Genomic DNA, 18616 nt, shown 5'->3' with positions numbered 1-18616 from the left:
CTGAATACGGAGCCGCGCATGCTTACCGATCAGCAAAAGTCGGACGCCCGCCGCTATGCCGGCTACCCGATGCAGGGTGACGTGACGCTCGACGATAGGCGCGATACCGCATGGGGCTGGGTGGCGCCGATGATTTGGCAGACGCTGAACCACCGGCTCGACAGCCTGCGCCCGGAAGAGATCGTCACGATGACGGCCTTCCTGACCAAAATTGCAGGTCTTGAGACTGACGTGCTGTCGTCTACCGAGAACCTGGACACCGACCAGGCCGCCGTCTGGGTGCACAACAAGAACGAGGTGTCGGATCGGATGAGCCTTTACCGGATCTGGCGCCGCGAGTTGTGCGGCTTCCTCGGCGTTCCGCCAGGCCCGTCGCTGGGCAATGGCGGGATCAGTATGGCCAGGGGGTGACATGGACGGCACGAAGCTCCAGGCCAAGATTTACATCGGTTATGGCAAGGCAGCCAAGCGTATCGGTTTCGACTACCAGCAATTTCGCGCTACTAGCGCCAGTAACCCGCTGTCGTCAACCGCTTTGCAGACGCTGCCCGCGTCGTTTACCACGAATTTCAGCTACTCCGCGCCGAACAAGTACGGCCAGGCTACCTGGCTTGGCCTGTTCGACGCTCGACCGTTTGAGGTTGGCGACTTCCTCGTCGGCCGACAGGGAACATTCTTCATCGCCGCCATGCAGGACACGCTTCCGATCTACTGCGTGCAGACTAATCGCGTTGTCAGCGTATTGCGCGATCATCAGGACCAAAGCATTGGCCTTGGTGCCTACTCGGGCGGTACACGGGCGACTGAGGTGTCGCTCATGCAGGGCTGGCCCGCCAGCATCTTGCAGGGCACGAAGGGCGAGACGAACGACGCAAAGCTGCCACTGGACGTGAAAACCCCGTGGTGGCTGATCCTTATGCCGGCCTATCCGGGCATCATCCTGCGCACCAGCGATGTGATCCGATGCGAATTGGGCCGCAAGTACGTGATTTCGAGCGCTGAACTGACCGATATGGGCTGGCGCATTACCGCAATGCAGGCGCAGGTGTGATATGGCGAGTCTGACCGACGTACTCAAGCAGGTCGCCGCCCAGGTCGCCGCTTTGGTTTACCCGAACGGCACCGGGCAGCCAAGCGTTGCAGGTGTCCCGCTGCGGGTTTACCCAGGATGGCCTGTGCCGAACCAGTTGGAGACGGATCTCGCCAATGGCTTGGCGCACATCAGCATCTACCCGCACGGCAAGGACCGCAAAACCACCCGATACTTGGGGCGGACGTGGATTCCACTGACGGCGCCGGTGCACACGCTGGTAATGACGGTTGTCGGTGGGGTTGTGACGCTTTCGGGCACGATCTCGCCCCAGAATATCCTGATCAATCGGGATGGCTTCAGCTATGTGTACGCCGTACAGCAGTCAGACACGCTCACGACTGCTGCCACGGCACTGGCGTCGATGATTCCTGGCGCTTCCAGCATTGGCCCGGTCATCACGCTCACGGGCGCACATGGCGTCTTTGCCAGGGTCGGAGGCTTCGGTACTGCCTACAAGGAGACGAAGCGGCAGGAACAGCCGGTGCAGATCACCGTGTGGGCAAACAGCCCGCAGGCGCGTGACGCAGTGGCAAGCCCGCTCGACTCTGCGCTGTCCGACAGCAACAACATCTCGTTCATTGACGGCTCGTTCGGTGTGATCACCGGCAACGGCCAACTGATGACCGACCAGCTACAAAAGGCCGACCTCTACCGAGTCGACCTGTTCTACATGATCGATTACGCCACAACTCAAGTGCTGAATGCGGCCGAAGTGATCGCGCCAGTGCTGAACATCGTTAACGCCCAGTCTGGGCAAACCATTAAAACGCTCAACCCTTGAGGCCCGCCATGGACTCCGATACTCCAGATACCCCAGTCGCTGCGCCGGCCACAAAGGCTAAAGCTGCGTCCTCACCGTACAAGCTGGTAGTGAAGTTCGCCTTCGCTGACTATCAGGTTGGTCAAGAAATCTCCGATGCCGCTGAAGTTGCCGCCGTCCTGGCCGGTGACTGTGATGGCAAGGTTCTGAAAGTCGCCGCCTAACAAGCGAAACCCACACACAAGAAGCCGCCCACTGAGGCGGCTTTTTCATTAGGAGGACGCCATGCCCATTTACCCGGCAGGCAGCTTGAACACGGCGGCACTTCAGGCGCCCGATTTGTATATCCAGATCCAGCCACCAAAAACCCGCTACATCAACGGTGTGGCCACTGACATTCTGGGCATCGTTGGCATTGCTGACTGGGGCCCGGTGAACAGTGCCACCTTGATTGGCTCGCCAGGTGATGCATCTCAGAAGTTCGGCACCCAGACCGTGCGCAAGTACGACCTGTGCACTGCTATCGCTGTATCGATCCAAGTCGGCGCCGCAAACATCCGCGCCGTGCGCGTGACCGATGGCACCGACACCGCGGCTACTAGCACGCTCAAGGACACTGCCGCCGCGACCGGCGCAACCCTGACCGCTTTCTACACCGGCACTCTGGGCAACTCGCTCAGCGCGACCTTGGCCACCGGTTCGGCCGCATCGAGCTGGAAGCTGACCATTTCGCTGCCAGGCGTGTCGCCTGAAGTGTTCGACAACATCACCGGTTCCGGCCTGGCGTTGTGGCAGAACATCGTCAGCGCAGTGAACAACGGCCAATCCGGCGTTCGCGGTCCTTCGCAGCTCGTCGTAGCTACCGTCGGCGCTACTACGCTGGCTCCGGTCGCACTGACCCAGACCGTTGCGTTCACTTCGGGCACTTCCGGCAACACTACGCTGACCGATGCTGTCTTGATCGGCGTTGACGGCGTGATCGGCTCGGCTCGCAAGGGCATGTACTCCCTGCGCGGCACCGGTGCACAGGTTGCTAACCTGGTCGACGTTACCGACAGCACCCAGTGGCCAACCATGCTGACCTACGGCCTGTCCGAAGGCTGCTACATGGTAACTCAGGGCGTTGCCGGTGCTTCCTACACCACCGTCGCTACCGCGCTGACGACCGCCGGCTGTGACAGCTACGCGCTGAAGGTTATGTGTGGCGACTGGGTCTACTGGCAGGACCAGGTGAACGGTCAACAGCGCATGATCGCGCCGGCCACGTTCGCCGCCGCCAAGATCGCCGCCCTGTCGCCTCACCAGAATGCCCTGAACAAGCCGATCACCAACGCGGTATCGACTCAGCGCAACCTGGCCCAGCAGCCGTACAGCATTGCTGAAATCGGCGCGATCAATACCGCGCGCCTGGACGTCATCACCAATCCATGCCCGGGCGGCAGCTACTTCGGCCACCGGTCCGGCCTGAACTGCTCCAGCAACTCGGCGGTAAACGGTGACAACTACACCCGGATGACCAACTTCATCTCGCTGACCATTGCCGCCTCGTTCGGCGGCGTGATCGGCCAGCTGCAGACCCCGGATGTGCGCCGCACCACCAAGTCGACCATGGAAAGCTTCCTCCAGACGCTGGCGCAGCAGGGGATGATCGGTGACGTCAACGGCGGCCCGGCCTTCTCGGTGCAGATCGACGCCGCAAACAACCCAGACTCGCGCGTTGCCCTGGGCTACATGCAGGCCGACGTGCAGGTCAAGTACCTGTCCGTGATCCGCTACTTCCTCGTGAATTTAGAGGCAGGGCAAAGCGTTTCCATCGTTGCTTCCGCTACGCCGAGGCAGTAATGAAAGCGCTGATTCTGCCGTGCGGGCAGACGGCGCTAGTTGATGACGAAGACTTTGAACGCGTGTCGACTGAGAAGTGGCACGTCAACCACGGCTATGTGGTTCGGCGTGTCAGGCACTCGGACGGGACAAAAACTGCGCTTTACATGCACCGTGAGGTGATGGGCGAGTTCGAGGGGTTCGATATTGACCACGCCGACGGCAACAAGCTCAACAACACCCGGGCGAATCTTCGTCTAGCCACGAGAACCGACAATAACGCGAACAGCAAGCCGAGAACTGGTTGCAGCTCCGTTTATAAGGGGGTTGCTTGGCTGAAAGGATGTAAGCGCTGGATGGCGTATATCCGAAAGTCTGGGAAGCGAACTTACCTTGGGTATTTCACGGACGAGATTGAGGCCGCAAAAGCTTACAACCGCGCCGCAATAGAGATGTTCGGCGAGTTCGCAAGACCAAATCACATTCCCAGCCCGGCCTAGCGCCGGGTTTTTCGTTTGGAGAGCGCCATGCAAGGTGGATACAACACGGGGAAAGACGTCGCGATCGACATCAACACCCCCAACGGCCCGATCAGGCTGAGCAAGATCATGTCCTTCGATTCGAAACCGAAGGTCACCAACCAGGAAATTACGCCGCTCAACGGCCAAACCGATGAGCTGATGATCCCTAAAGGCTGGACCGGCACGTTCGAAGCTGAGCGCGTCGATTCCACCCTCGATGACTGGTGGGCGCAGTTTGAAAGCGACTACTACGCAGGGGTCAACCAGGGCGCTGCCACGATCACTGAGACCATTCAGGAGGTCGGCGGCGGCCAAACTACCTGGCGCTATATCCACGTGATCCTGAAACTTGAGGATGCCGGCAAGAAGGAAGGCGACAAGACGATCCGCCAGTCGATGTCCTTCACCGCCCGCCGTCGTCAAAAAGTTTCCTAACCCTGTTTGCATGGCAGCCCGGCAGGGCGCGGGATTCGTCACCCCGCACGCCATGCTCCTTGACGACTCACTGACCAGAGGTTTTACCCATGGCTACCGTAAAAGTTACCGAATCCGCTGCACCGGTCCACGTTGACCAGAAACCCAAGTTCACCACGATCCACGACAGCCTGGGCCGAACCATTCAGCTCCGCAAGCTGGGCCCGCTGGAACAGGGTCGGATCGTGATGGCCGTCGGCGGTGAAATCGCCGGCAACCAGACCTACATGTCGGGCTTCGCACTGCCGGCCGCCATGGTCGTCTATATCGACGACGCCATGTTCGGCCTGCCGCAGACCAACAAGCAGATCGAAGCCGTGCTGCAGGAGCTGGGCGAAGAGGGCATGCACGCCATCAACGAGCACTTCGAAGAGAAGTACAAGGCTGCCAAGGCTGAAGCGGATGCCAAAGCACTGCAGGAAGGGCTTAACGCCGAGCAGGCCGCAGCAAAAAACTAGCAACGAACCCCGAGTTTCGCCGGGATTGCTGGCTGGTGAAAAACGGGGTTCCGTTCGGTAGTTTGTTTGATTGTGGGCCGCTGGAAGACTACGAGCGCTTTGCCTTCTCCATCATGTTCTCGGAATTCGAGGGCTCGGGCGTCTGGAACTGGCACAGCATGCAGTTCGACAAGAAGGATTAAGCCATGGAGTTCAAAGACCTGGGCAGCCTAGCGCTGCATATGGCGGGGCAAGAGGTTGCATTGCTTGCCAGCCTGCACGCCGGGCTTGAGAAGTGCGCCGTGCGCGTTGAGCAGACCGCAAAATCAGAGATCGGCCACTACCAGGCAGGTATTGGTCCTTTCCCCGCCTGGGCTGAGCTGGCCGAGTCTACCGAAGAGCACAAGGCGAAGATGGGCTACCCGGCCGATTCGCCGCTCCTGGCCAGCGGCGCCATGCAGGCCAGCATTACGCACACCACTGGCATATTGGAGGCTGTGATCGGCTCAACCGACCCGAAGATGGTCTACCACGAATTCGGGACGCCAAAAATGCCGGCTCGCCCAGTGATGGGGCCGGCACTGCTGACAAACAAAGAGTTCATCCGGCGCACGCTGGGCGCCGCGACGGTAGCAGGGCTGATCGGCGGCCAGGCTATCCACGCATCGCTTGGGTACGACTCTAGCGTTTGAACAGGTGACCTCGCGGAAGCCAGAAGGCGTTCTGTTTCTGGTCGGCGACCCACACAGATAGGCCGCTTTCAGGTGAGTTCATTACGATTACCTGCATCTTGTTCTTGCCTTCACTGCACTTAGCTGTTGCTTCATCAAACGATGAAACCTTCGCCGCCGATCGCCATTTGTCGATCATATCCTTTGTTTGTCCGGTGTACTCGGGCTCGCCGGTCTTCGGAGATACGTTTGGCAGCTTGCCGGTCATGTCGTAAGTCATGGAAACAAAGCCCATGACGCCGTTCACGTAGTCGGATAGCTCAAATGTTGGGCATGCGTAATAGGAGTCGTCCTTTTGCGCATAGGTGACGGCTTTGGTGCCGGCCGAACAATCGACGGCAGTGCATGACTTGCTCATATCTACGGCATTGGCCGCAGGCGCTATCGCAATGACAAAAATAAAAATCCACTTATTCATAGTTCACCCGAAAAGGACTGAGTAGAGGATGACCGCAACTACTGCCAGCGCGCCGCCGGCAAAGATCATCACCAAGCTGCTGAGCGTGAATACGAGTAGGCCGGTCTGGATCCCCATGCGTTGATTTCTTGGCCTTTCTGCCTTCATTACGCCGACCTCATGCACTCGGCCATTCACCCATTCATACGTGCGCTGATTATTTGCCATGTGATCCAACACCACAAAAGGAAAGCTCATTATGGCATTTGAGGCGTATTCCGTCGCTGTCAAGCTGTCGCTGATCAACCACGTCAGCGCAGGTATGGCGCTAATCAGCAAGAGTCTTGCCAGGTCCGGCCAAGACGTTGACGCCCTGAATGCAAAGCTCGCCTCTATCGGAAAACAGGGGGCAATCGGCGCAGCTATGTTTGCCGGAGGCATGGGGTTGGCCTCGATGTTCAAGGCCCCCCTGGAAGAGGCAAGGCTATTTCAGAACGAGACTGAGCGATTTCGCTCTCTTGGGCTCGGCGACAAAGTAACCACTGATGCCGTTCAGTTTGCAAAAGGCATGAACACCTACGGTACAAGCATTCGGGAAAACCTTAGCCTTCTGCGTGATGCCCAAACTGTGTTCGGGGACTTCCATGAAGCGAAGATGGTTGCGCCACTGCTGGCAAAGATGAAGTTTGCCAATGCTGCTCTTTATGGCGATGAAGGTGGCGGCATGAAGGATAAAGCCTTCATGGATATGCTGAAGGTCATCGAGCTGCGAGGCGGCCTGGCCAGCGAGCAAGCATTCTACAAGCAAGCAAACATGGTTCAGCAAGTTCAGACGGCGACCGGCGGCCGAGTCGGCGCTAACGAATTCCTGAACTTCATCAAGACTGGTGGCGTGGCAGCCAAGGGCATCAAGGATGAAAACTTTTACTATGGGATGGAGCCGCTGATCCAAGAGATGGGCGGCCAGCGCGTCGGCACCGGCCTGATGTCCGCCTATCAGAACTTGGTACAAGGCCGCACCACCCAGCGCGCAGCCAACGAGCTGATGCGTATCGGCATGCTTGATCCGAAAATGGTCGATTACGACAAAATCGGAAACATCAAGCAGGTTAAGCCTGGGGCCGTTAAGGGCGGTGATCTGATGATCGCCGACCCTATGAAGTGGATGCAGACAGTAATGCTGCCCGCATTTGCGAGCAAAGGCATTACAGGGCGCCAAGACGTGCTTAACGAGATAGGCGCGATTTTTACCAACAGGACTGCCTCTCAGCTCTATTCAACGATGTACACGCAACAAATCGCAATGGCAAAGAACTATAAGCTGAACAGCGGCGCCGCCGGCATCGATGAGCTCGAGAAGAACGCCAAGAACACCCTGACGGGTAAAGAAATCGAGCTGGGTAAGAAGTGGCTCGATCTGCAGCTCAAGCTCGGCGACGTGATCCTCCCGCTGGCTATTAGGGCCGTGGACGGTCTCAATAACGCCATCAAGAACCTGACCGTCTGGATCGACGCCAACCCCGGCAAGGTCAAGGCACTGACATACGCCTTCATGGGGCTGTCGGCATTCCTGATCACCGGCGGCCTGATCAACATGATCATCGCCGCCGGGCGCGGGTTTGTGCTGCTCGGACAGGCACTGTTCTTCCTTGCCGGGCCGCTGGTTCCGCTGATTGCAAGATTCGGCACCTACCTCGTAATTTTCGTCGTGGATGCCTTCAAGGCGGTCGCCATGTTCCTGACGTCAGGCTTCCTGCGCGGGATAGTCATGGCGTTTCTGTCGCCACTGAAACTGCTCGGACAGGGCCTGCTGTTCCTGGGGCGCGCTCTGCTCATGACGCCAATCGGACTGGTCGTCACTGCAATCGCCGCCGCCGCCTTCCTGCTCTGGAACAACTGGTCGGAGATCAGCGGCGCGCTGAAGCTGATGTGGAGCGACATGAAGACCGGCTTCGTCAAGCTGTTCAATGGCGACATCGGTGGGGCTTTCAAGTCCTTCGCGCTGGTGTTCCTGACCGGCTGGCAGACGATCTTCAACACGCTGATCGCGGGGGCCAACGCCATCCTGCCGGCGTCAATGCAGATATCGAAGACCACCTTCGCCGACGACTATCGCAACAGCGGCAAGCCGAAAGAGCCATGGTCGCCGATGGTTGCACCGGTTCCCGGCAAGCAGTCCGGCGGCGGCGAGCAAAACATCAACCTGTACTTGGACGGAAAGAAGCTGACCGATGTCGTCATTCAGCGGGCAGCCAAGGAGGCCATGCGCCCGCGCACCGGCACCCAGGGCTTCGACCCGACTCGCAGCATGTTGATGCCTGGAACCCCAAGCACAGCACTACCAAGGGGATAACCGATGAGCTTCACTTCCTTCCTGGACAACTTCGCCCCAGGCGGGGACCCGTTCGCCACGCGCCTGATTGTTGGCGACGTGGAGTTCACCGGGCTCGAGGTTCCAGAGTCGGTCACGATTGGCGCCAAGCAGCAGATGGTTGTTCACAAGCTGGTGGGCGGTAAGCGAATCGTCGACGTGCTGGGTGTCGACTACGACAACCTGTCGTGGTCGGGCTGGATGACCGGCGCGACGGCGGGGGAGCGAGTGACCGCACTTGAAACCCTGCGCGACGTCGGAGCCCCGCTGGCCTTCAGCATCGACGGCTACTACTTCAGCGTGCTGATCCAGTCGTTCAATCAGCGGTTTGAGCACGTCTACCGCCGCTACTACAGCATCGACTTGCTCATTGTTGGGAGCCTTGACACGCCAGTCACCGAAAACGCTTTGTCCGGCACACTCGACTCGCTGATCAACAGCGATGTTGGAGAATCGCTCGGCCTGGCCAGCATCATCAACTCCAGCGCCGTTACGACTGCTATCGACACCGTGAAAAGCGCTGTTTCGCAGGTCCAGGGCTTTGCCAATGCGACTATCGACACCGTGCAAACGGTGATCAGGCCGCTGGTGGCCGCACAGGCAGTTGTCCAGTCCGTGATTGCACAGGTAGGGGCGTCGGTAAACGACATCACAACCCTCGGCGGCCTGGTGCCCGGCAACCCGGTAGCGCGCGCCGCCAACAACGTCCTGCGCCAGAGCGCCGCGCTGACCCAGCTCGCGCCGCTGTATCAGATGCAAAGCGTGCTGGACCGGATGCAGAAGAACGTCCTGTCCGGGCCGCTGGCCAACGGCACGTCAAGCGTCACTACCAGCAACAGCAGCTTGCAGAAAGTCGCGGCCGACGCCTACGGCGACCAGTCCCGCTGGACCGAGATCGCCGCGGCAAACAGCATCACCGACCCGCGCCTCGACGGCATCCAGACCATCAAAATCCCAGTAGGTGAATAAGTGGACCTGAATACCAAGGAGACGGAGCAACTCGTCCGGCAGGTGGTCGGCCGCCTGCTCCTGAACGGTGTCCATGTGCCGTTCTACTCGTTCGACGTCGACAGCAACGCCTTCTACTCAGCCGATACTTTCTCGGCCGTGCTGGTGATGAGTGATTTGCCAGCACCCTACAACACCATGAGTTGGTGGGGCTCGCAGACCTCGATTGACATCTCGATCTGGGCCGGCCTGATCAATCAGGGGACGCAGGACTGGAAGGAGCTAATCGTCGGCGCCGTGGATCACCTGTCCATCCATCCGGCGAAGTTTGAGGTATCGATCAGCGGCCGGGACTACACCAGTCGCTTCATCGATCACAAGACCAACGAAAAATTCGCCAACATGACCACCAGCCAGGTGGCCACGTTGCTGGCCACCCGGCGCGGCCTCACGCCGGTAGTCACAGCAACCAAAACACAGGTCGGCGGTATCACCAAATGGGACCACGCGCACGTAACTGATGAGCGCACCGAGTGGGATGCGCTGGCCTACTTCGCCGGGCTGGACGGGTTCCAAGTCTACGTTCGCGGCAATGAGCTGCACTACGAGCCTGCGCTCGACCCGCAGACCACTGATCAGTACGCGATCCGCTGGGTCGCACCGAACGCCTATCACTACCCGCAGTCGAACACGGCCGACGACATCACCTTCGAGCGCGACCTGACGCTAGCCCTGGGCGTGACAGTTCAGGTCATCTCCTACAAGGACGGGAAGACGGTCGCCGCGACGTACCCGAACAACTCAGCCAAGGGTATTTCCCCCGGTCAATCCACGTCGAAGCGCCAGGTCTACGAGATAAAGCGCAATGGTCTGGACAAGGCTCAGGCGATTCTGCTGGCCCAGAAGATCCACAAGCAGATCACCGACCATGAGATGCGAATGTCCTGCTCGATGCCGGGCGACAACTTGCTGATGCCGAACACCATCGTGCGCCAGGAAGGCACAAGTTCAGGGTTCGACCAGCTGTATTACGTCGACGCCGTGCGCCGATCGATGAGCTTCGAGTCGGGCTACACGATGAGCCTGACCGCCAAGAACCATAATCCCAACTCACTGGTGCAGCCATGATCGACAGCCTCATGAATGCGGCCAGGCAGCGTCTTGGTGACGATGGCACCGGGCCGCGGACGGGAACGATCACCGGGTACGACCCAGTCAACGGCGTGGTGAAGGTTGCGATCCAGCCGGAAGGGCGGGAAACAAACTGGGTCAAGCTTGATTGCCCTGGCGTCGGTAACGGCTGGGGCGTGGCTGTTGGTCCGCAGATCGGCGACGAGGTAACCGTTTCGTTTGATTCTGGCGACCCAAACCTGGGCAAGGTCACGGCCAGGCACACCAACTCCGTGAATCTGCCTATGCCGGTGCCGTCCGGGGAAATCTGGATGGTTCACCAGTCCGGCTCCCTGCTCAAGTTCAACGCCGACGGCACTGTCACGCTGCATTCCGCCGTATCCATCAGCTATGACGCGCCGGCCCACCACTTCACGGGCGGCCCGGTCACGATGGACCATACCCTTACCGTGACCGACTCGACAGGTGTTGTTGTCTCTGGCGGCGACGTCAAGGCCGACACGATCAGCCTGAAAGCCCACATCCACACAGGCGGCACCATCAGCGGCAAAACAGGGGCGCCTACACCATGAAAGACCTGAATCACTACGTTGGGGATGACTTATCGTTGTCGCCCACGGGCAGCCTTTCGATTGCAGAGGGCATCGAGCGTGGAAAGCAGCGCATTCTGCGGCGGCTGATCACCAACCCAGGCGATTACCTGTGCCATATGGAATATGGCGCCGGCCTTGGCCGTTACGTGGGCGCGCTCACCAACATACCCGAGATCATCGCTCTGATTCGCGGCCAAATCCTGCTTGAGGGTTGCGTTGCCAAAAAGCCAGCCCCCGTTATCTCGGTCTCGACTGACAACCAGACCCTTTCCGTGACTATCAGCTACACCGATGCGCCGCTTGGCGAGCCGGTGACGCTCTCGTTTGAGGTAAATCGCTGATATGGCATCGCTCAATATCAAGGATTTCACCACGCTGGTACGGGACCAGGTGACAGCGATCCAGGGCCGCGCCGCCGGGCTTGTTGACTTCACCATTGGCTCCCTGCTTCGCGCCATCGCCGAAAGTAACGCCAGCGTCTTGCAGTGGCTACAGCAGTTGATCGTCACGCTGCTGGCCACCACTCGAGCATCCACGTCTTCAGACGCAGACCTCGACAGCTGGATGGCTGACTTCGGCTTCTTCCGCCTGTCTGCGAGCTTCGCTACTGGCAGCGTCACCTATTCTAGGTTCACGCCTACCGTCTCTGCGTTGATCCCGGTGGGTGCAATCGTAGGATCAACTGACGGGTCGCAGCAGTACACTGTCACGATTGACACGACCAACACGATGTACAGCGCCGATCTTGGTGGATACCTGATCCCGGCCGGCACAGCGTCTGCAACTGTTCCGGTGGTGGCGAGCACTGCAGGTGCTGCCGGTAACGCCCTGATCGGCACGGTTACGGTTATCGTTGGCAGCATCAGCGGAATTGATACCGTGACCAACCTCGCCGTGTTCGCTGGCGGCGTCGACCAAGAAGAGGACTCTCCGTTCCGCGCGCGCTTTGTGCTGTGGGTGCAGTCGCTATCGAAGGGCACCAAGGCGGCAATCGAGTACGCTCTGTCGTCCATGCAGCAGGGCGTCAGCTACACGCTGACCGAGAACCAGGACTACAGCGGGAACGTTCTGTATGGGTACTTCTACGCGGTAGTTGACGATGGAAGCGGAGCGCCCCCTGGATCTTTCCTGGTCACCGCCGGAGCCGCTATTGAGTCCGCTCGGGCATTCACCACGCGCTACGGGGTTTTCCCTCCGGCGCTGGTGACAGCAAACGTCGGCATGACAATCACCACCGACTCAACGGTCACTCATAGCGTTGTCGTTGCCCAGGTGGTCGCCGCAATTCAGTCCTACATATCCAGCCTGGCGCTCGGCCAGATCCTCCCCTATACGCAGCTCGCCGCAATTGCATATGGCGTCACCCCGGCTATCACCAACGTTTCAGCGGTGCTTTTGAACGGCGGCACGGCTGACCTGGCAGCAACCAATAAGCAGGTCATCCGACCGGGCACAGTGACGGTGGCTTAAATGAGCGTTGGCGACCAAGGTGACATGTTCGAACGGCTGAAAAGCCTGCTCCCTCTCGGGTGGTTCACCGACAACAACCCGGTGCGCGATGCTCTGCTGTGGGGCTACGCGCAGGCGCTGTCATGGGGATTCACCCTCTATCTATATGCGAAGGCGCAGACCCGCATCAAGACGGCCACGGATGGCTGGCTCGACATCATCGGGCTCGACTTCTTTGGCAGCGGCCTTATCCGGTATGCAGGCCAGCTTGACGCGAGTTACCGCAACCGAATCCTGATCAACATCTTTCGTGAGCGAGCAACGCAACACGGCATGGATCAAGTGCTGTTCGATCTTACCGGCCGCCGGCCACTGATCATTGAGCCTGCAAAGCCGGATGACTGTGGGTGTCTTGGGTTTACGCTCGGTCTTGGTGTTGCTGGCCCTCTTGGCTCGACCAGTTGCCCCTATCAGGCGTTTGTGACTGCGTATCGGCCAGCCGGGAACGGTGCCGCGAACTGGCCTGGCATTGCGACCAACTACTTCGGCCTGTCGATGACAAGCGGCCTACTGCCAGCCACCCAGCTTTTCCCGGAAGTCTCTGATGCCGACATCGTCGCCGCAATAGAGGCGACCAAGCCATACGGCACCACGGTCTGGTATCGCATTACCAACTGAAACCATTCATTCGAATCCAGGCCCGCCATGTGCGGGCCTTTTTTATGGGGCACCCATGGACAGACAGATCGTATATCCAGGCCAGATCCTGCCTGAAACCACACTGCTGCAGATGGCAAAAGATGCCATGAGTGGGAATTCAAAGCTTGCTGCCGCAATGCTCGGCACCAGCACGATTGCCAACGGCTTCGCGGTCACTCCAACCGGGCCCGCTTCGCTGCAGGTGGTGGTAGCACCTGGCGAAATCTACGCCATGGCCAACATCGACTCACTGGCATTCTCCACACTTCCCGCGGACACCACCCACTCGATCCTGAAACAGGGGATCTTGCTGGATGGCGTTACGCTGAGCTGCCCTGCGCCAACCACTACAGGCCAGTCGATAAACTACCTGGTCCAGGCCACGTATCAAGACCAAGACTCGACGCCTGTCCTGCTTCCGTATTACAACAGCGCCAACCCGGCACTTCCATTCAGCGGCATGGGTAACAACGGCCTGACTCAAAACACCGCCCGTAAAGGCGTGGCTATTGTTCAAGTCAAAGCCGGTGCGTCGGCTGCCAGTGGCAGTCAAGTCACTCCCGCTCCAGACAGCGGTTATGTTGGCTTGTATGTGGTGACCGTGGCTTTCGGCCAGACCGTCATCAACTCCGGCAATATTTCCCAGTACGCTGGCGCGCCATTGCTGCCATCCGGCATTATCCAGTCGATCCAGAGCGGCAACACCACGTTTGCGCTGGACGTTGGCACCGTAAACGCATGCGCCGCCACCTTCTCGCCGGCCGTGACGGTTTCCGACTCCCTGGTTTTGCGCTTCAAAGCGGCCAATACAAATACCGGGGCGACCACATTCAGCCCTAATGGCATCACCGCAGCTCCTATAGTCGGTGGTAACCACGCAGCGCTCCAGGGTGGCGAGATCATCGCGAATGGCGATGTCTGGGTTCAGTGGAATAGCTCCATTGGGGGCGGCTCGTGGGTTCTGGTGGAAAGCAGCGGTGGTGGCTTTCAGGTTGCTCCAGCCACAAAAACATTGCACGCCGTCAGTGCCGGCCAGATTCAGGGTCAGGGCCTGGTTGCGTTTACCGCTGCAGGCACATCTCCAGCATTCACACTTGCTCCAGTTCCCGCACTGTCCGGCTACGCGGCAAATCAGCGTTTCCAAGTAACATTCAACGCTGCTGGTGGTGCAACTCCAACGATTAACGTGTCCGGCCTGGGCGCAAAGAACATCAAGCAATACAACTCCACCGGCGGGAAGATCGCTGCCGCCATCTCGGCGGGTCAGACCTCGGATATCTTTTATGACGGCACAGACTTTGTACTTCTTGACCAGTTGCCAAACTCCACTGGCGTAACCGCGGCACAGTTCGACAACTCTCTTAACCTTGCAACTACAGCTTTCGTTCAGGGTGTGGGGCTTCAATTTAGCGGTATTACTGGGATATCTGCCAATACCACTTTTACCGCAGCGATTGCTGGTGGGCTGGTGTACTCAACAAACGCAACCCCGTTAAATGCAACACTCCCGCTAGCTTCGGCGGTTCCAGCAAAAACAACGATTACCTTTTGGAATTTTGGCGCAGGCTCTCTTAATTTAATTTGTAGCGGTTCTGATGGGATGTACACAAATCAGATCGTAACAACTTATCAACTGGTAATGGGTACTTCCGTAACCCTGGTATCAAATGGTAATTCTGCTTGGCTTGTAATTGGGCTTCAAAATGCAACCGGGGTAACGGGTGGATTTAAGAATCTTGCCGGATCGGCTACCGGCCTAAGCGCTGTAGTCACTTACACCGCTGATGAATTGATGGTTTCAAATCCAGCGGGTTTCTATCAGACATTGAAGGCCGTTAGCGTTACGCCATCATTTACTATTTCTGGTGCTGGAGGATTAGATGTAGGCGCGGCAAACAGCCAAACAGCCTCTACATGGTACAGCGTATGGGTCATTTGGAATGGAGGAACTCCATCAGGACTCCTATCCCTAAGTGCTACTGCGCCAACGATGCCTTCAGGCTATACGCACAAAGCACGTGTTGGCTGGGTTAGAACTGATGGTACCGCAAGCAAAAACCCTCTTCGCTTTTTCCAAGTGGGTCGTACTGTTCAGTATTCAGTGGCTACTAGCGGAAATACGCTCAACGCGCCTGTTATGGTTTCTGGGGCTTCTGGAAACGTAACTACTCCGCTATACACAGCCGTTCCTGTTGCGGCCTTTGTGCCTCCAACAGCTGTAAAGATTAAATTTTCAATTCGAGGCACAGAAAATGGTATGGTTTTTCTATGCGCTCCAAATGGAAACTACGGAACAAATCAGGTAGAAACATCACCACCAGCTTTTATGGGGCTTCCAGCTGGCCAGGGTGGAGTAATTGTTTATCCCTTTGAATTTGTTCTTGAAGAATCTAACATCTATTATGCTTCAAATGCGGCTAACTCTAGACTCCGCTGCATGGGCTGGGAGGATAACTTTTGAAACTATTAATAAGTAATAACGGTTTTTATAGCACTAATTGCGACGAAAATTATGTTCCTAACAATGATGAGGCTGTATTTGAGTCATGGCCTTCTGATGACGAAATGTTATTGGCCTTTCCAAATCGCAATGAGTATATAGCTCAAATGAAAAAAGAAGAGCTTTCCTTGGCTGCTACGGCTGAAAGCGATCGTCGCCTAGGCGTTGCTGCTATTAGAATTGCACCGCTACAAGATGCTGTTGATTTAAAAAAACCGGATGCCAATATAGCTCTTTTAGCAAAATGGAAGCAGTACAGAATTGATGTAGGTGCTATATCCGAGCAGAAAGGATTCCCTACTGAAATTGTGTGGCCAGTAGAGCCGAATAGTTAGCTATATACTCTTAGTTTTATTGTATTAATGAGGTATAGAATATGCTTTGGTACGGTTTAATAGATTCAGCAGAACATTTTCCAATGCCAGAAGATCAGCCTTGGACACCAACTGTAGGTTGGATGCTAATGCTGTTTGACTGGCCAACTAACCGACCTGACCGTTTCGGTGATTGGTTCGCCCGCTCAACCGGCGAGTGGGAGTGGGTGAAATACCCTGATCCGCCGTTCCCCGTTGTGTTCCACGAAAATAAGCTGAAAAACTCGGACACAATGGTAGAGATCACTCAAGAAACGCTGCCGGGCGATATCGCAGCCAGATTGTCCGCACTTGAAGCCTTGGTTCTTCCTCCATCCCCTTAATCCAGATGGTCACAGCCGCCTTGGTGCGGTTTTTTGTGCCCGGAGAAAACCATGCGCACATCACAGAACGGCATCGCCGTGCTGAAGTATTTCGAGAACTGCTCGCTTAGCGCGTATCCAGACCCAGCCACTGGTGGGGCGCCGTGGACGATCGGCTGGGGGCATACGGGGCCTGAAGTCGCTAAGGGGCTGGTGTGGACCCAGGCGAAGGCTGATGCACAGTTGCTGACCGACCTTGCTGAACGCGAGATGGCTGTTTCGTGCGCGGTTACCACCGGGTTGTCACAGGGCCAGTTCGACGCTCTGGTTGACTTCGTCTACAACCTGGGCGCCGGCAACTTTGAGGGCTCGACACTGCTGAAGCTGATCAATGCGAGCGACATGGCCGGCGCTGCGGGTCAGTTCGCCCGCTGGAATAAAGCGGCAGGCAAGCCCATGCGCGGGCTTACGCGCCGTCGAGCGGCAGAGGCTGCTTTGTTCGCCGGCAAGACCGGTACCCAGGCCGTAGCCATAGGAGTGGCATCAGCATGAACGCGCTTCTGCTGAAAGCCCTTCCTTATATGGTCACGCTGCTGATCGGCGCCACCGGTGCCTGGATGTGGCAGGCCAACAGCTATGGAAAGATCATTTCCGACAACAAAGCCAGCTATCAGGCCGATCTAACCAACATCGCCAACGCTGGTGCAGCCCAAGCGCGCCAGGCACTTGTAAAGCAGCAGCAAGCCGAGCAGGCACTCGCCGATCTCGACCAGAAAGCCCAGAAGGAGAAGACCGATGGCCTCGCTGAAAATGAAAAGTTGCGCCGCGCTGCTGCTGACTCTGCTCGCCGGCTGCGCATCGCGGGAAGTTGTCGTGCCAGTAGCGGCGACGTGCCCGGTACCGCCAGCGCCTCCGGCCTGGGCGATGCAGGCTCCGTCGAACTCTCTGCAGCTTCTGGATCAACTGTTTTCGATATCCGCGCCGGGATTATCGCCGATCAAGCAGCCCTGAAAGCGCTCCAGGACTACGTCGTAAATGTGTGCCGTCGATAAAAGTCACATGGCCTTAGCCTCAACGGGTAGTTAGAATGAAAATCTTTACTCATGGATTGATTTCAGTGATCAAGTATTCTGGCGCTCTATTCAAGGCGGTTTTCTCTCTTTCGTTTGTTGCTGCAATCTTCTGCGCTTCCGGGTGCGCGCCAAAAAAAGAGTTCAAAGCGGTGCCGCCTCCAAGCGAGCCAGCTAACCCCGAGATGGTATTTATCGGGAACAGCCTGACATTCCACCCGGCCAGTGCTGAGCTCGGCTGGTATGGCGCTCATGGGATGGCCGCCAAGTACGAGTCAACCGATTATGTGCATGTAACCCTGAGAGAACTTGGCATTAGCGCCGATGGTGCATACGCTAGGAACTTCTATCCATTTGAATCTGATGACGGTGTCACTAAAAGCCATATCGATTCCCTGGCCTCCATTCTTTCAAAGAGCCCGAAAATTGTCGTTCTTCAACTTGGCGACAATGTCGAGCTGAATAAGAAGCAGAAGATCCAGTCGGTCATCAACCTTTACAACTTCTGGTCTGCCTACGGCGACTTGCTGGATGCGGTAAAGAAGACCCCAGCGCAGATCTACTGCGTGTCGACGTGGTGGCAGTCTGACTGGAAGGACCGGGCGATCAAGCAGCGCTGCGAGGCCGCTGGTGGCACCTACGTGTACATCGGCGACATCTACACCGACCCGGGCAACACGGACCGCGCCATGGTTGACTACCCGTCGGCCGGCGTCGACTCCCATCCGAAGGATTACGGGATGAAGGCGATTTCTGATCGCCTGGTAGCGGCCATCAAGGCGAAATAGGGCGCCGGGGGATGTGGGACAATCCTGGGACACTGAATGTCCCATATACCGCTGTATGAATAAACAGCATGATGTACAAAATACTAATGAATACAGATACTTGATCGTAGAGGCCCAATGAAATAGGGGGCCGCTAACGGATTGCAAATCCGCCTAC

At 57.6% G+C, this 18616-nt stretch carries 25 protein-coding genes; 23 read left to right on the top strand and 2 right to left on the bottom strand.

Annotation, left to right across the window (positions count from 1 at the left end; all coding sequences use genetic code 11):
• Positions 1–18: 18 nt before the first annotated feature.
• The 10 genes from QU606_RS20405 (at position 19) to QU606_RS20360 (ending at position 5798) form a co-directional block, all read left to right on the top strand.
• Complete coding sequence (locus QU606_RS20405; protein WP_304997426.1) at positions 19–411, top strand: hypothetical protein; 393 nt, start codon at positions 19–21, stop codon at positions 409–411.
• Position 412: 1 nt separating this feature from the next.
• Positions 413–1051 (top strand): hypothetical protein, encoded by a 639-nt coding sequence (locus QU606_RS20400; RefSeq protein ID WP_277379684.1) that lies wholly within the window; start codon positions 413–415, stop codon positions 1049–1051.
• A gap of 1 nt (position 1052) precedes the next feature.
• Entirely contained in the window at positions 1053–1874 is an 822-nt protein-coding gene (locus tag QU606_RS20395; RefSeq protein ID WP_304997425.1) for a hypothetical protein, read from the top strand.
• 8 nt (positions 1875–1882) lie between these two features.
• A complete protein-coding gene (locus tag QU606_RS20390; protein WP_304997424.1) occupies positions 1883–2077 on the top strand; it encodes a hypothetical protein in 195 nt (64 codons plus the stop codon).
• A 61-nt stretch (positions 2078–2138) separates the two neighbouring features.
• Positions 2139–3695, top strand: coding sequence for a phage tail protein (locus tag QU606_RS20385; RefSeq protein WP_304997423.1), 1557 nt, complete (start codon positions 2139–2141; stop codon positions 3693–3695).
• The gene (locus QU606_RS20380) at positions 3695–4174 is read left to right on the top strand and encodes an HNH endonuclease (protein ID WP_126589694.1); all 480 of its coding nucleotides are present in this window, start codon (positions 3695–3697) and stop codon (positions 4172–4174) included. The genes QU606_RS20385 and QU606_RS20380 overlap by 1 nt, the downstream gene beginning before the upstream one ends.
• A 27-nt stretch (positions 4175–4201) precedes the next feature.
• Positions 4202–4630 (top strand): hypothetical protein, encoded by a 429-nt coding sequence (locus tag QU606_RS20375; protein WP_304997422.1) that lies wholly within the window; start codon positions 4202–4204, stop codon positions 4628–4630.
• 89 nt (positions 4631–4719) lie between these two features.
• Positions 4720–5127 (top strand): hypothetical protein, encoded by a 408-nt coding sequence (locus QU606_RS20370; protein ID WP_304997421.1) that lies wholly within the window; start codon positions 4720–4722, stop codon positions 5125–5127.
• A 35-nt stretch (positions 5128–5162) separates the two neighbouring features.
• Positions 5163–5309, top strand: coding sequence for a hypothetical protein (locus QU606_RS20365; RefSeq protein ID WP_158276044.1), 147 nt, complete (start codon positions 5163–5165; stop codon positions 5307–5309).
• A 3-nt stretch (positions 5310–5312) separates the two neighbouring features.
• Positions 5313–5798 (top strand): hypothetical protein, encoded by a 486-nt coding sequence (locus tag QU606_RS20360; protein ID WP_304997420.1) that lies wholly within the window; start codon positions 5313–5315, stop codon positions 5796–5798.
• On the opposite strand, the gene QU606_RS20355 is transcribed toward QU606_RS20360, so the two are convergent.
• Both QU606_RS20355 and QU606_RS20350 read right to left on the bottom strand, forming a co-directional pair.
• Positions 5788–6255, bottom strand: a complete 468-nt coding sequence (locus QU606_RS20355; RefSeq protein WP_304997419.1) for a hypothetical protein — start codon at positions 6253–6255, stop codon at positions 5788–5790. The two genes, QU606_RS20360 and QU606_RS20355, sit on opposite strands and share 11 nt — an antisense overlap.
• 3 nt (positions 6256–6258) lie before the next feature.
• Positions 6259–6492, bottom strand: a complete 234-nt coding sequence (locus QU606_RS20350; protein WP_304997418.1) for a hypothetical protein — start codon at positions 6490–6492, stop codon at positions 6259–6261.
• A gap of 1 nt (position 6493) precedes the next feature.
• Here QU606_RS20350 and QU606_RS20345 point away from each other — a divergent pair, with 1 nt between their 5' ends.
• From QU606_RS20345 to QU606_RS20285, 13 genes are read left to right on the top strand one after another with little or no spacing between them, the layout of a single operon-like run.
• Positions 6494–8587, top strand: a complete 2094-nt coding sequence (locus QU606_RS20345; RefSeq protein WP_304997417.1) for a hypothetical protein — start codon at positions 6494–6496, stop codon at positions 8585–8587.
• Positions 8588–8590: 3 nt separating this feature from the next.
• Entirely contained in the window at positions 8591–9574 is a 984-nt protein-coding gene (locus tag QU606_RS20340) for a hypothetical protein (protein WP_304997416.1), read from the top strand.
• A complete protein-coding gene (locus QU606_RS20335) occupies positions 9575–10681 on the top strand; it encodes a rhs element Vgr protein (RefSeq protein WP_304997415.1) in 1107 nt (368 codons plus the stop codon).
• On the top strand, positions 10678–11256 hold the full coding sequence (locus tag QU606_RS20330; protein ID WP_304997414.1) for a phage baseplate assembly protein V: 579 nt from the start codon (positions 10678–10680) through the stop codon (positions 11254–11256). Before QU606_RS20335 ends, QU606_RS20330 begins: the two co-directional genes overlap by 4 nt.
• Positions 11253–11618 carry a phage tail protein gene (locus tag QU606_RS20325; protein ID WP_304997413.1) on the top strand — a complete coding sequence of 122 codons (366 nt, stop codon included), beginning with the start codon at positions 11253–11255 and terminating at the stop codon, positions 11616–11618. The genes QU606_RS20330 and QU606_RS20325 overlap by 4 nt, the downstream gene beginning before the upstream one ends.
• Position 11619: 1 nt before the next feature.
• Positions 11620–12747 carry a baseplate J/gp47 family protein gene (locus QU606_RS20320; RefSeq protein ID WP_304997412.1) on the top strand — a complete coding sequence of 376 codons (1128 nt, stop codon included), beginning with the start codon at positions 11620–11622 and terminating at the stop codon, positions 12745–12747.
• Positions 12748–13404, top strand: a complete 657-nt coding sequence (locus QU606_RS20315) for a hypothetical protein (RefSeq protein WP_141123301.1) — start codon at positions 12748–12750, stop codon at positions 13402–13404. It abuts the gene before it with no gap.
• Positions 13405–13459: 55 nt separating this feature from the next.
• A complete protein-coding gene (locus QU606_RS20310; RefSeq protein ID WP_304997411.1) occupies positions 13460–15886 on the top strand; it encodes a hypothetical protein in 2427 nt (808 codons plus the stop codon).
• Positions 15883–16260: a tail fiber assembly protein gene (locus QU606_RS20305; RefSeq protein ID WP_304997410.1), complete on the top strand. Its 378-nt coding sequence runs from the start codon at positions 15883–15885 to the stop codon at positions 16258–16260. Before QU606_RS20310 ends, QU606_RS20305 begins: the two co-directional genes overlap by 4 nt.
• 41 nt (positions 16261–16301) lie before the next feature.
• Positions 16302–16622: a hypothetical protein gene (locus QU606_RS20300; RefSeq protein WP_304997409.1), complete on the top strand. Its 321-nt coding sequence runs from the start codon at positions 16302–16304 to the stop codon at positions 16620–16622.
• 51 nt (positions 16623–16673) lie between these two features.
• Positions 16674–17153 (top strand): lysozyme, encoded by a 480-nt coding sequence (locus QU606_RS20295; protein ID WP_304997408.1) that lies wholly within the window; start codon positions 16674–16676, stop codon positions 17151–17153.
• A complete protein-coding gene (locus tag QU606_RS20290) occupies positions 17150–17653 on the top strand; it encodes a lysis system i-spanin subunit Rz (protein WP_304997407.1) in 504 nt (167 codons plus the stop codon). The genes QU606_RS20295 and QU606_RS20290 overlap by 4 nt, the downstream gene beginning before the upstream one ends.
• Positions 17654–17688: 35 nt before the next feature.
• Positions 17689–18459: a hypothetical protein gene (locus tag QU606_RS20285; protein WP_304997406.1), complete on the top strand. Its 771-nt coding sequence runs from the start codon at positions 17689–17691 to the stop codon at positions 18457–18459.
• The last annotated feature ends 157 nt before the right edge of the window (positions 18460–18616 follow it).

It is taken from the genome of Pseudomonas sp. OVF7 (assembly GCF_030644265.1).
GTDB lineage: Bacteria > Pseudomonadota > Gammaproteobacteria > Pseudomonadales > Pseudomonadaceae > Aquipseudomonas > Aquipseudomonas gorinensis.
This window is presented reverse-complemented; position numbering and strand designations above follow the sequence as displayed.

Bases quoted from the DNA above. Each gene is read 5' to 3' on its own strand.
- QU606_RS20405 (WP_304997426.1), top strand. From the start codon at position 19: ATGCTTACCGATCAGCAAAAGTCGGACGCCCGCCGCTATGCCGGCTAC.
- QU606_RS20400 (WP_277379684.1), top strand. From the start codon at position 413: ATGGACGGCACGAAGCTCCAGGCCAAGATTTACATCGGTTATGGCAAG.
- QU606_RS20395 (WP_304997425.1), top strand. From the start codon at position 1,053: ATGGCGAGTCTGACCGACGTACTCAAGCAGGTCGCCGCCCAGGTCGCC.
- QU606_RS20390 (WP_304997424.1), top strand. From the start codon at position 1,883: ATGGACTCCGATACTCCAGATACCCCAGTCGCTGCGCCGGCCACAAAG.
- QU606_RS20385 (WP_304997423.1), top strand. From the start codon at position 2,139: ATGCCCATTTACCCGGCAGGCAGCTTGAACACGGCGGCACTTCAGGCG.
- QU606_RS20380 (WP_126589694.1), top strand. From the start codon at position 3,695: ATGAAAGCGCTGATTCTGCCGTGCGGGCAGACGGCGCTAGTTGATGAC.
- QU606_RS20375 (WP_304997422.1), top strand. From the start codon at position 4,202: ATGCAAGGTGGATACAACACGGGGAAAGACGTCGCGATCGACATCAAC.
- QU606_RS20370 (WP_304997421.1), top strand. From the start codon at position 4,720: ATGGCTACCGTAAAAGTTACCGAATCCGCTGCACCGGTCCACGTTGAC.
- QU606_RS20360 (WP_304997420.1), top strand. From the start codon at position 5,313: ATGGAGTTCAAAGACCTGGGCAGCCTAGCGCTGCATATGGCGGGGCAA.
- QU606_RS20355 (WP_304997419.1), bottom strand. From the start codon at position 6,255: ATGAATAAGTGGATTTTTATTTTTGTCATTGCGATAGCGCCTGCGGCC.
- QU606_RS20350 (WP_304997418.1), bottom strand. From the start codon at position 6,492: ATGAGCTTTCCTTTTGTGGTGTTGGATCACATGGCAAATAATCAGCGC.
- QU606_RS20345 (WP_304997417.1), top strand. From the start codon at position 6,494: ATGGCATTTGAGGCGTATTCCGTCGCTGTCAAGCTGTCGCTGATCAAC.
- QU606_RS20340 (WP_304997416.1), top strand. From the start codon at position 8,591: ATGAGCTTCACTTCCTTCCTGGACAACTTCGCCCCAGGCGGGGACCCG.
- QU606_RS20330 (WP_304997414.1), top strand. From the start codon at position 10,678: ATGATCGACAGCCTCATGAATGCGGCCAGGCAGCGTCTTGGTGACGAT.
- QU606_RS20325 (WP_304997413.1), top strand. From the start codon at position 11,253: ATGAAAGACCTGAATCACTACGTTGGGGATGACTTATCGTTGTCGCCC.
- QU606_RS20320 (WP_304997412.1), top strand. From the start codon at position 11,620: ATGGCATCGCTCAATATCAAGGATTTCACCACGCTGGTACGGGACCAG.
- QU606_RS20315 (WP_141123301.1), top strand. From the start codon at position 12,748: ATGAGCGTTGGCGACCAAGGTGACATGTTCGAACGGCTGAAAAGCCTG.
- QU606_RS20310 (WP_304997411.1), top strand. From the start codon at position 13,460: ATGGACAGACAGATCGTATATCCAGGCCAGATCCTGCCTGAAACCACA.
- QU606_RS20300 (WP_304997409.1), top strand. From the start codon at position 16,302: ATGCTTTGGTACGGTTTAATAGATTCAGCAGAACATTTTCCAATGCCA.
- QU606_RS20295 (WP_304997408.1), top strand. From the start codon at position 16,674: ATGCGCACATCACAGAACGGCATCGCCGTGCTGAAGTATTTCGAGAAC.
- QU606_RS20290 (WP_304997407.1), top strand. From the start codon at position 17,150: ATGAACGCGCTTCTGCTGAAAGCCCTTCCTTATATGGTCACGCTGCTG.
- QU606_RS20285 (WP_304997406.1), top strand. From the start codon at position 17,689: ATGAAAATCTTTACTCATGGATTGATTTCAGTGATCAAGTATTCTGGC.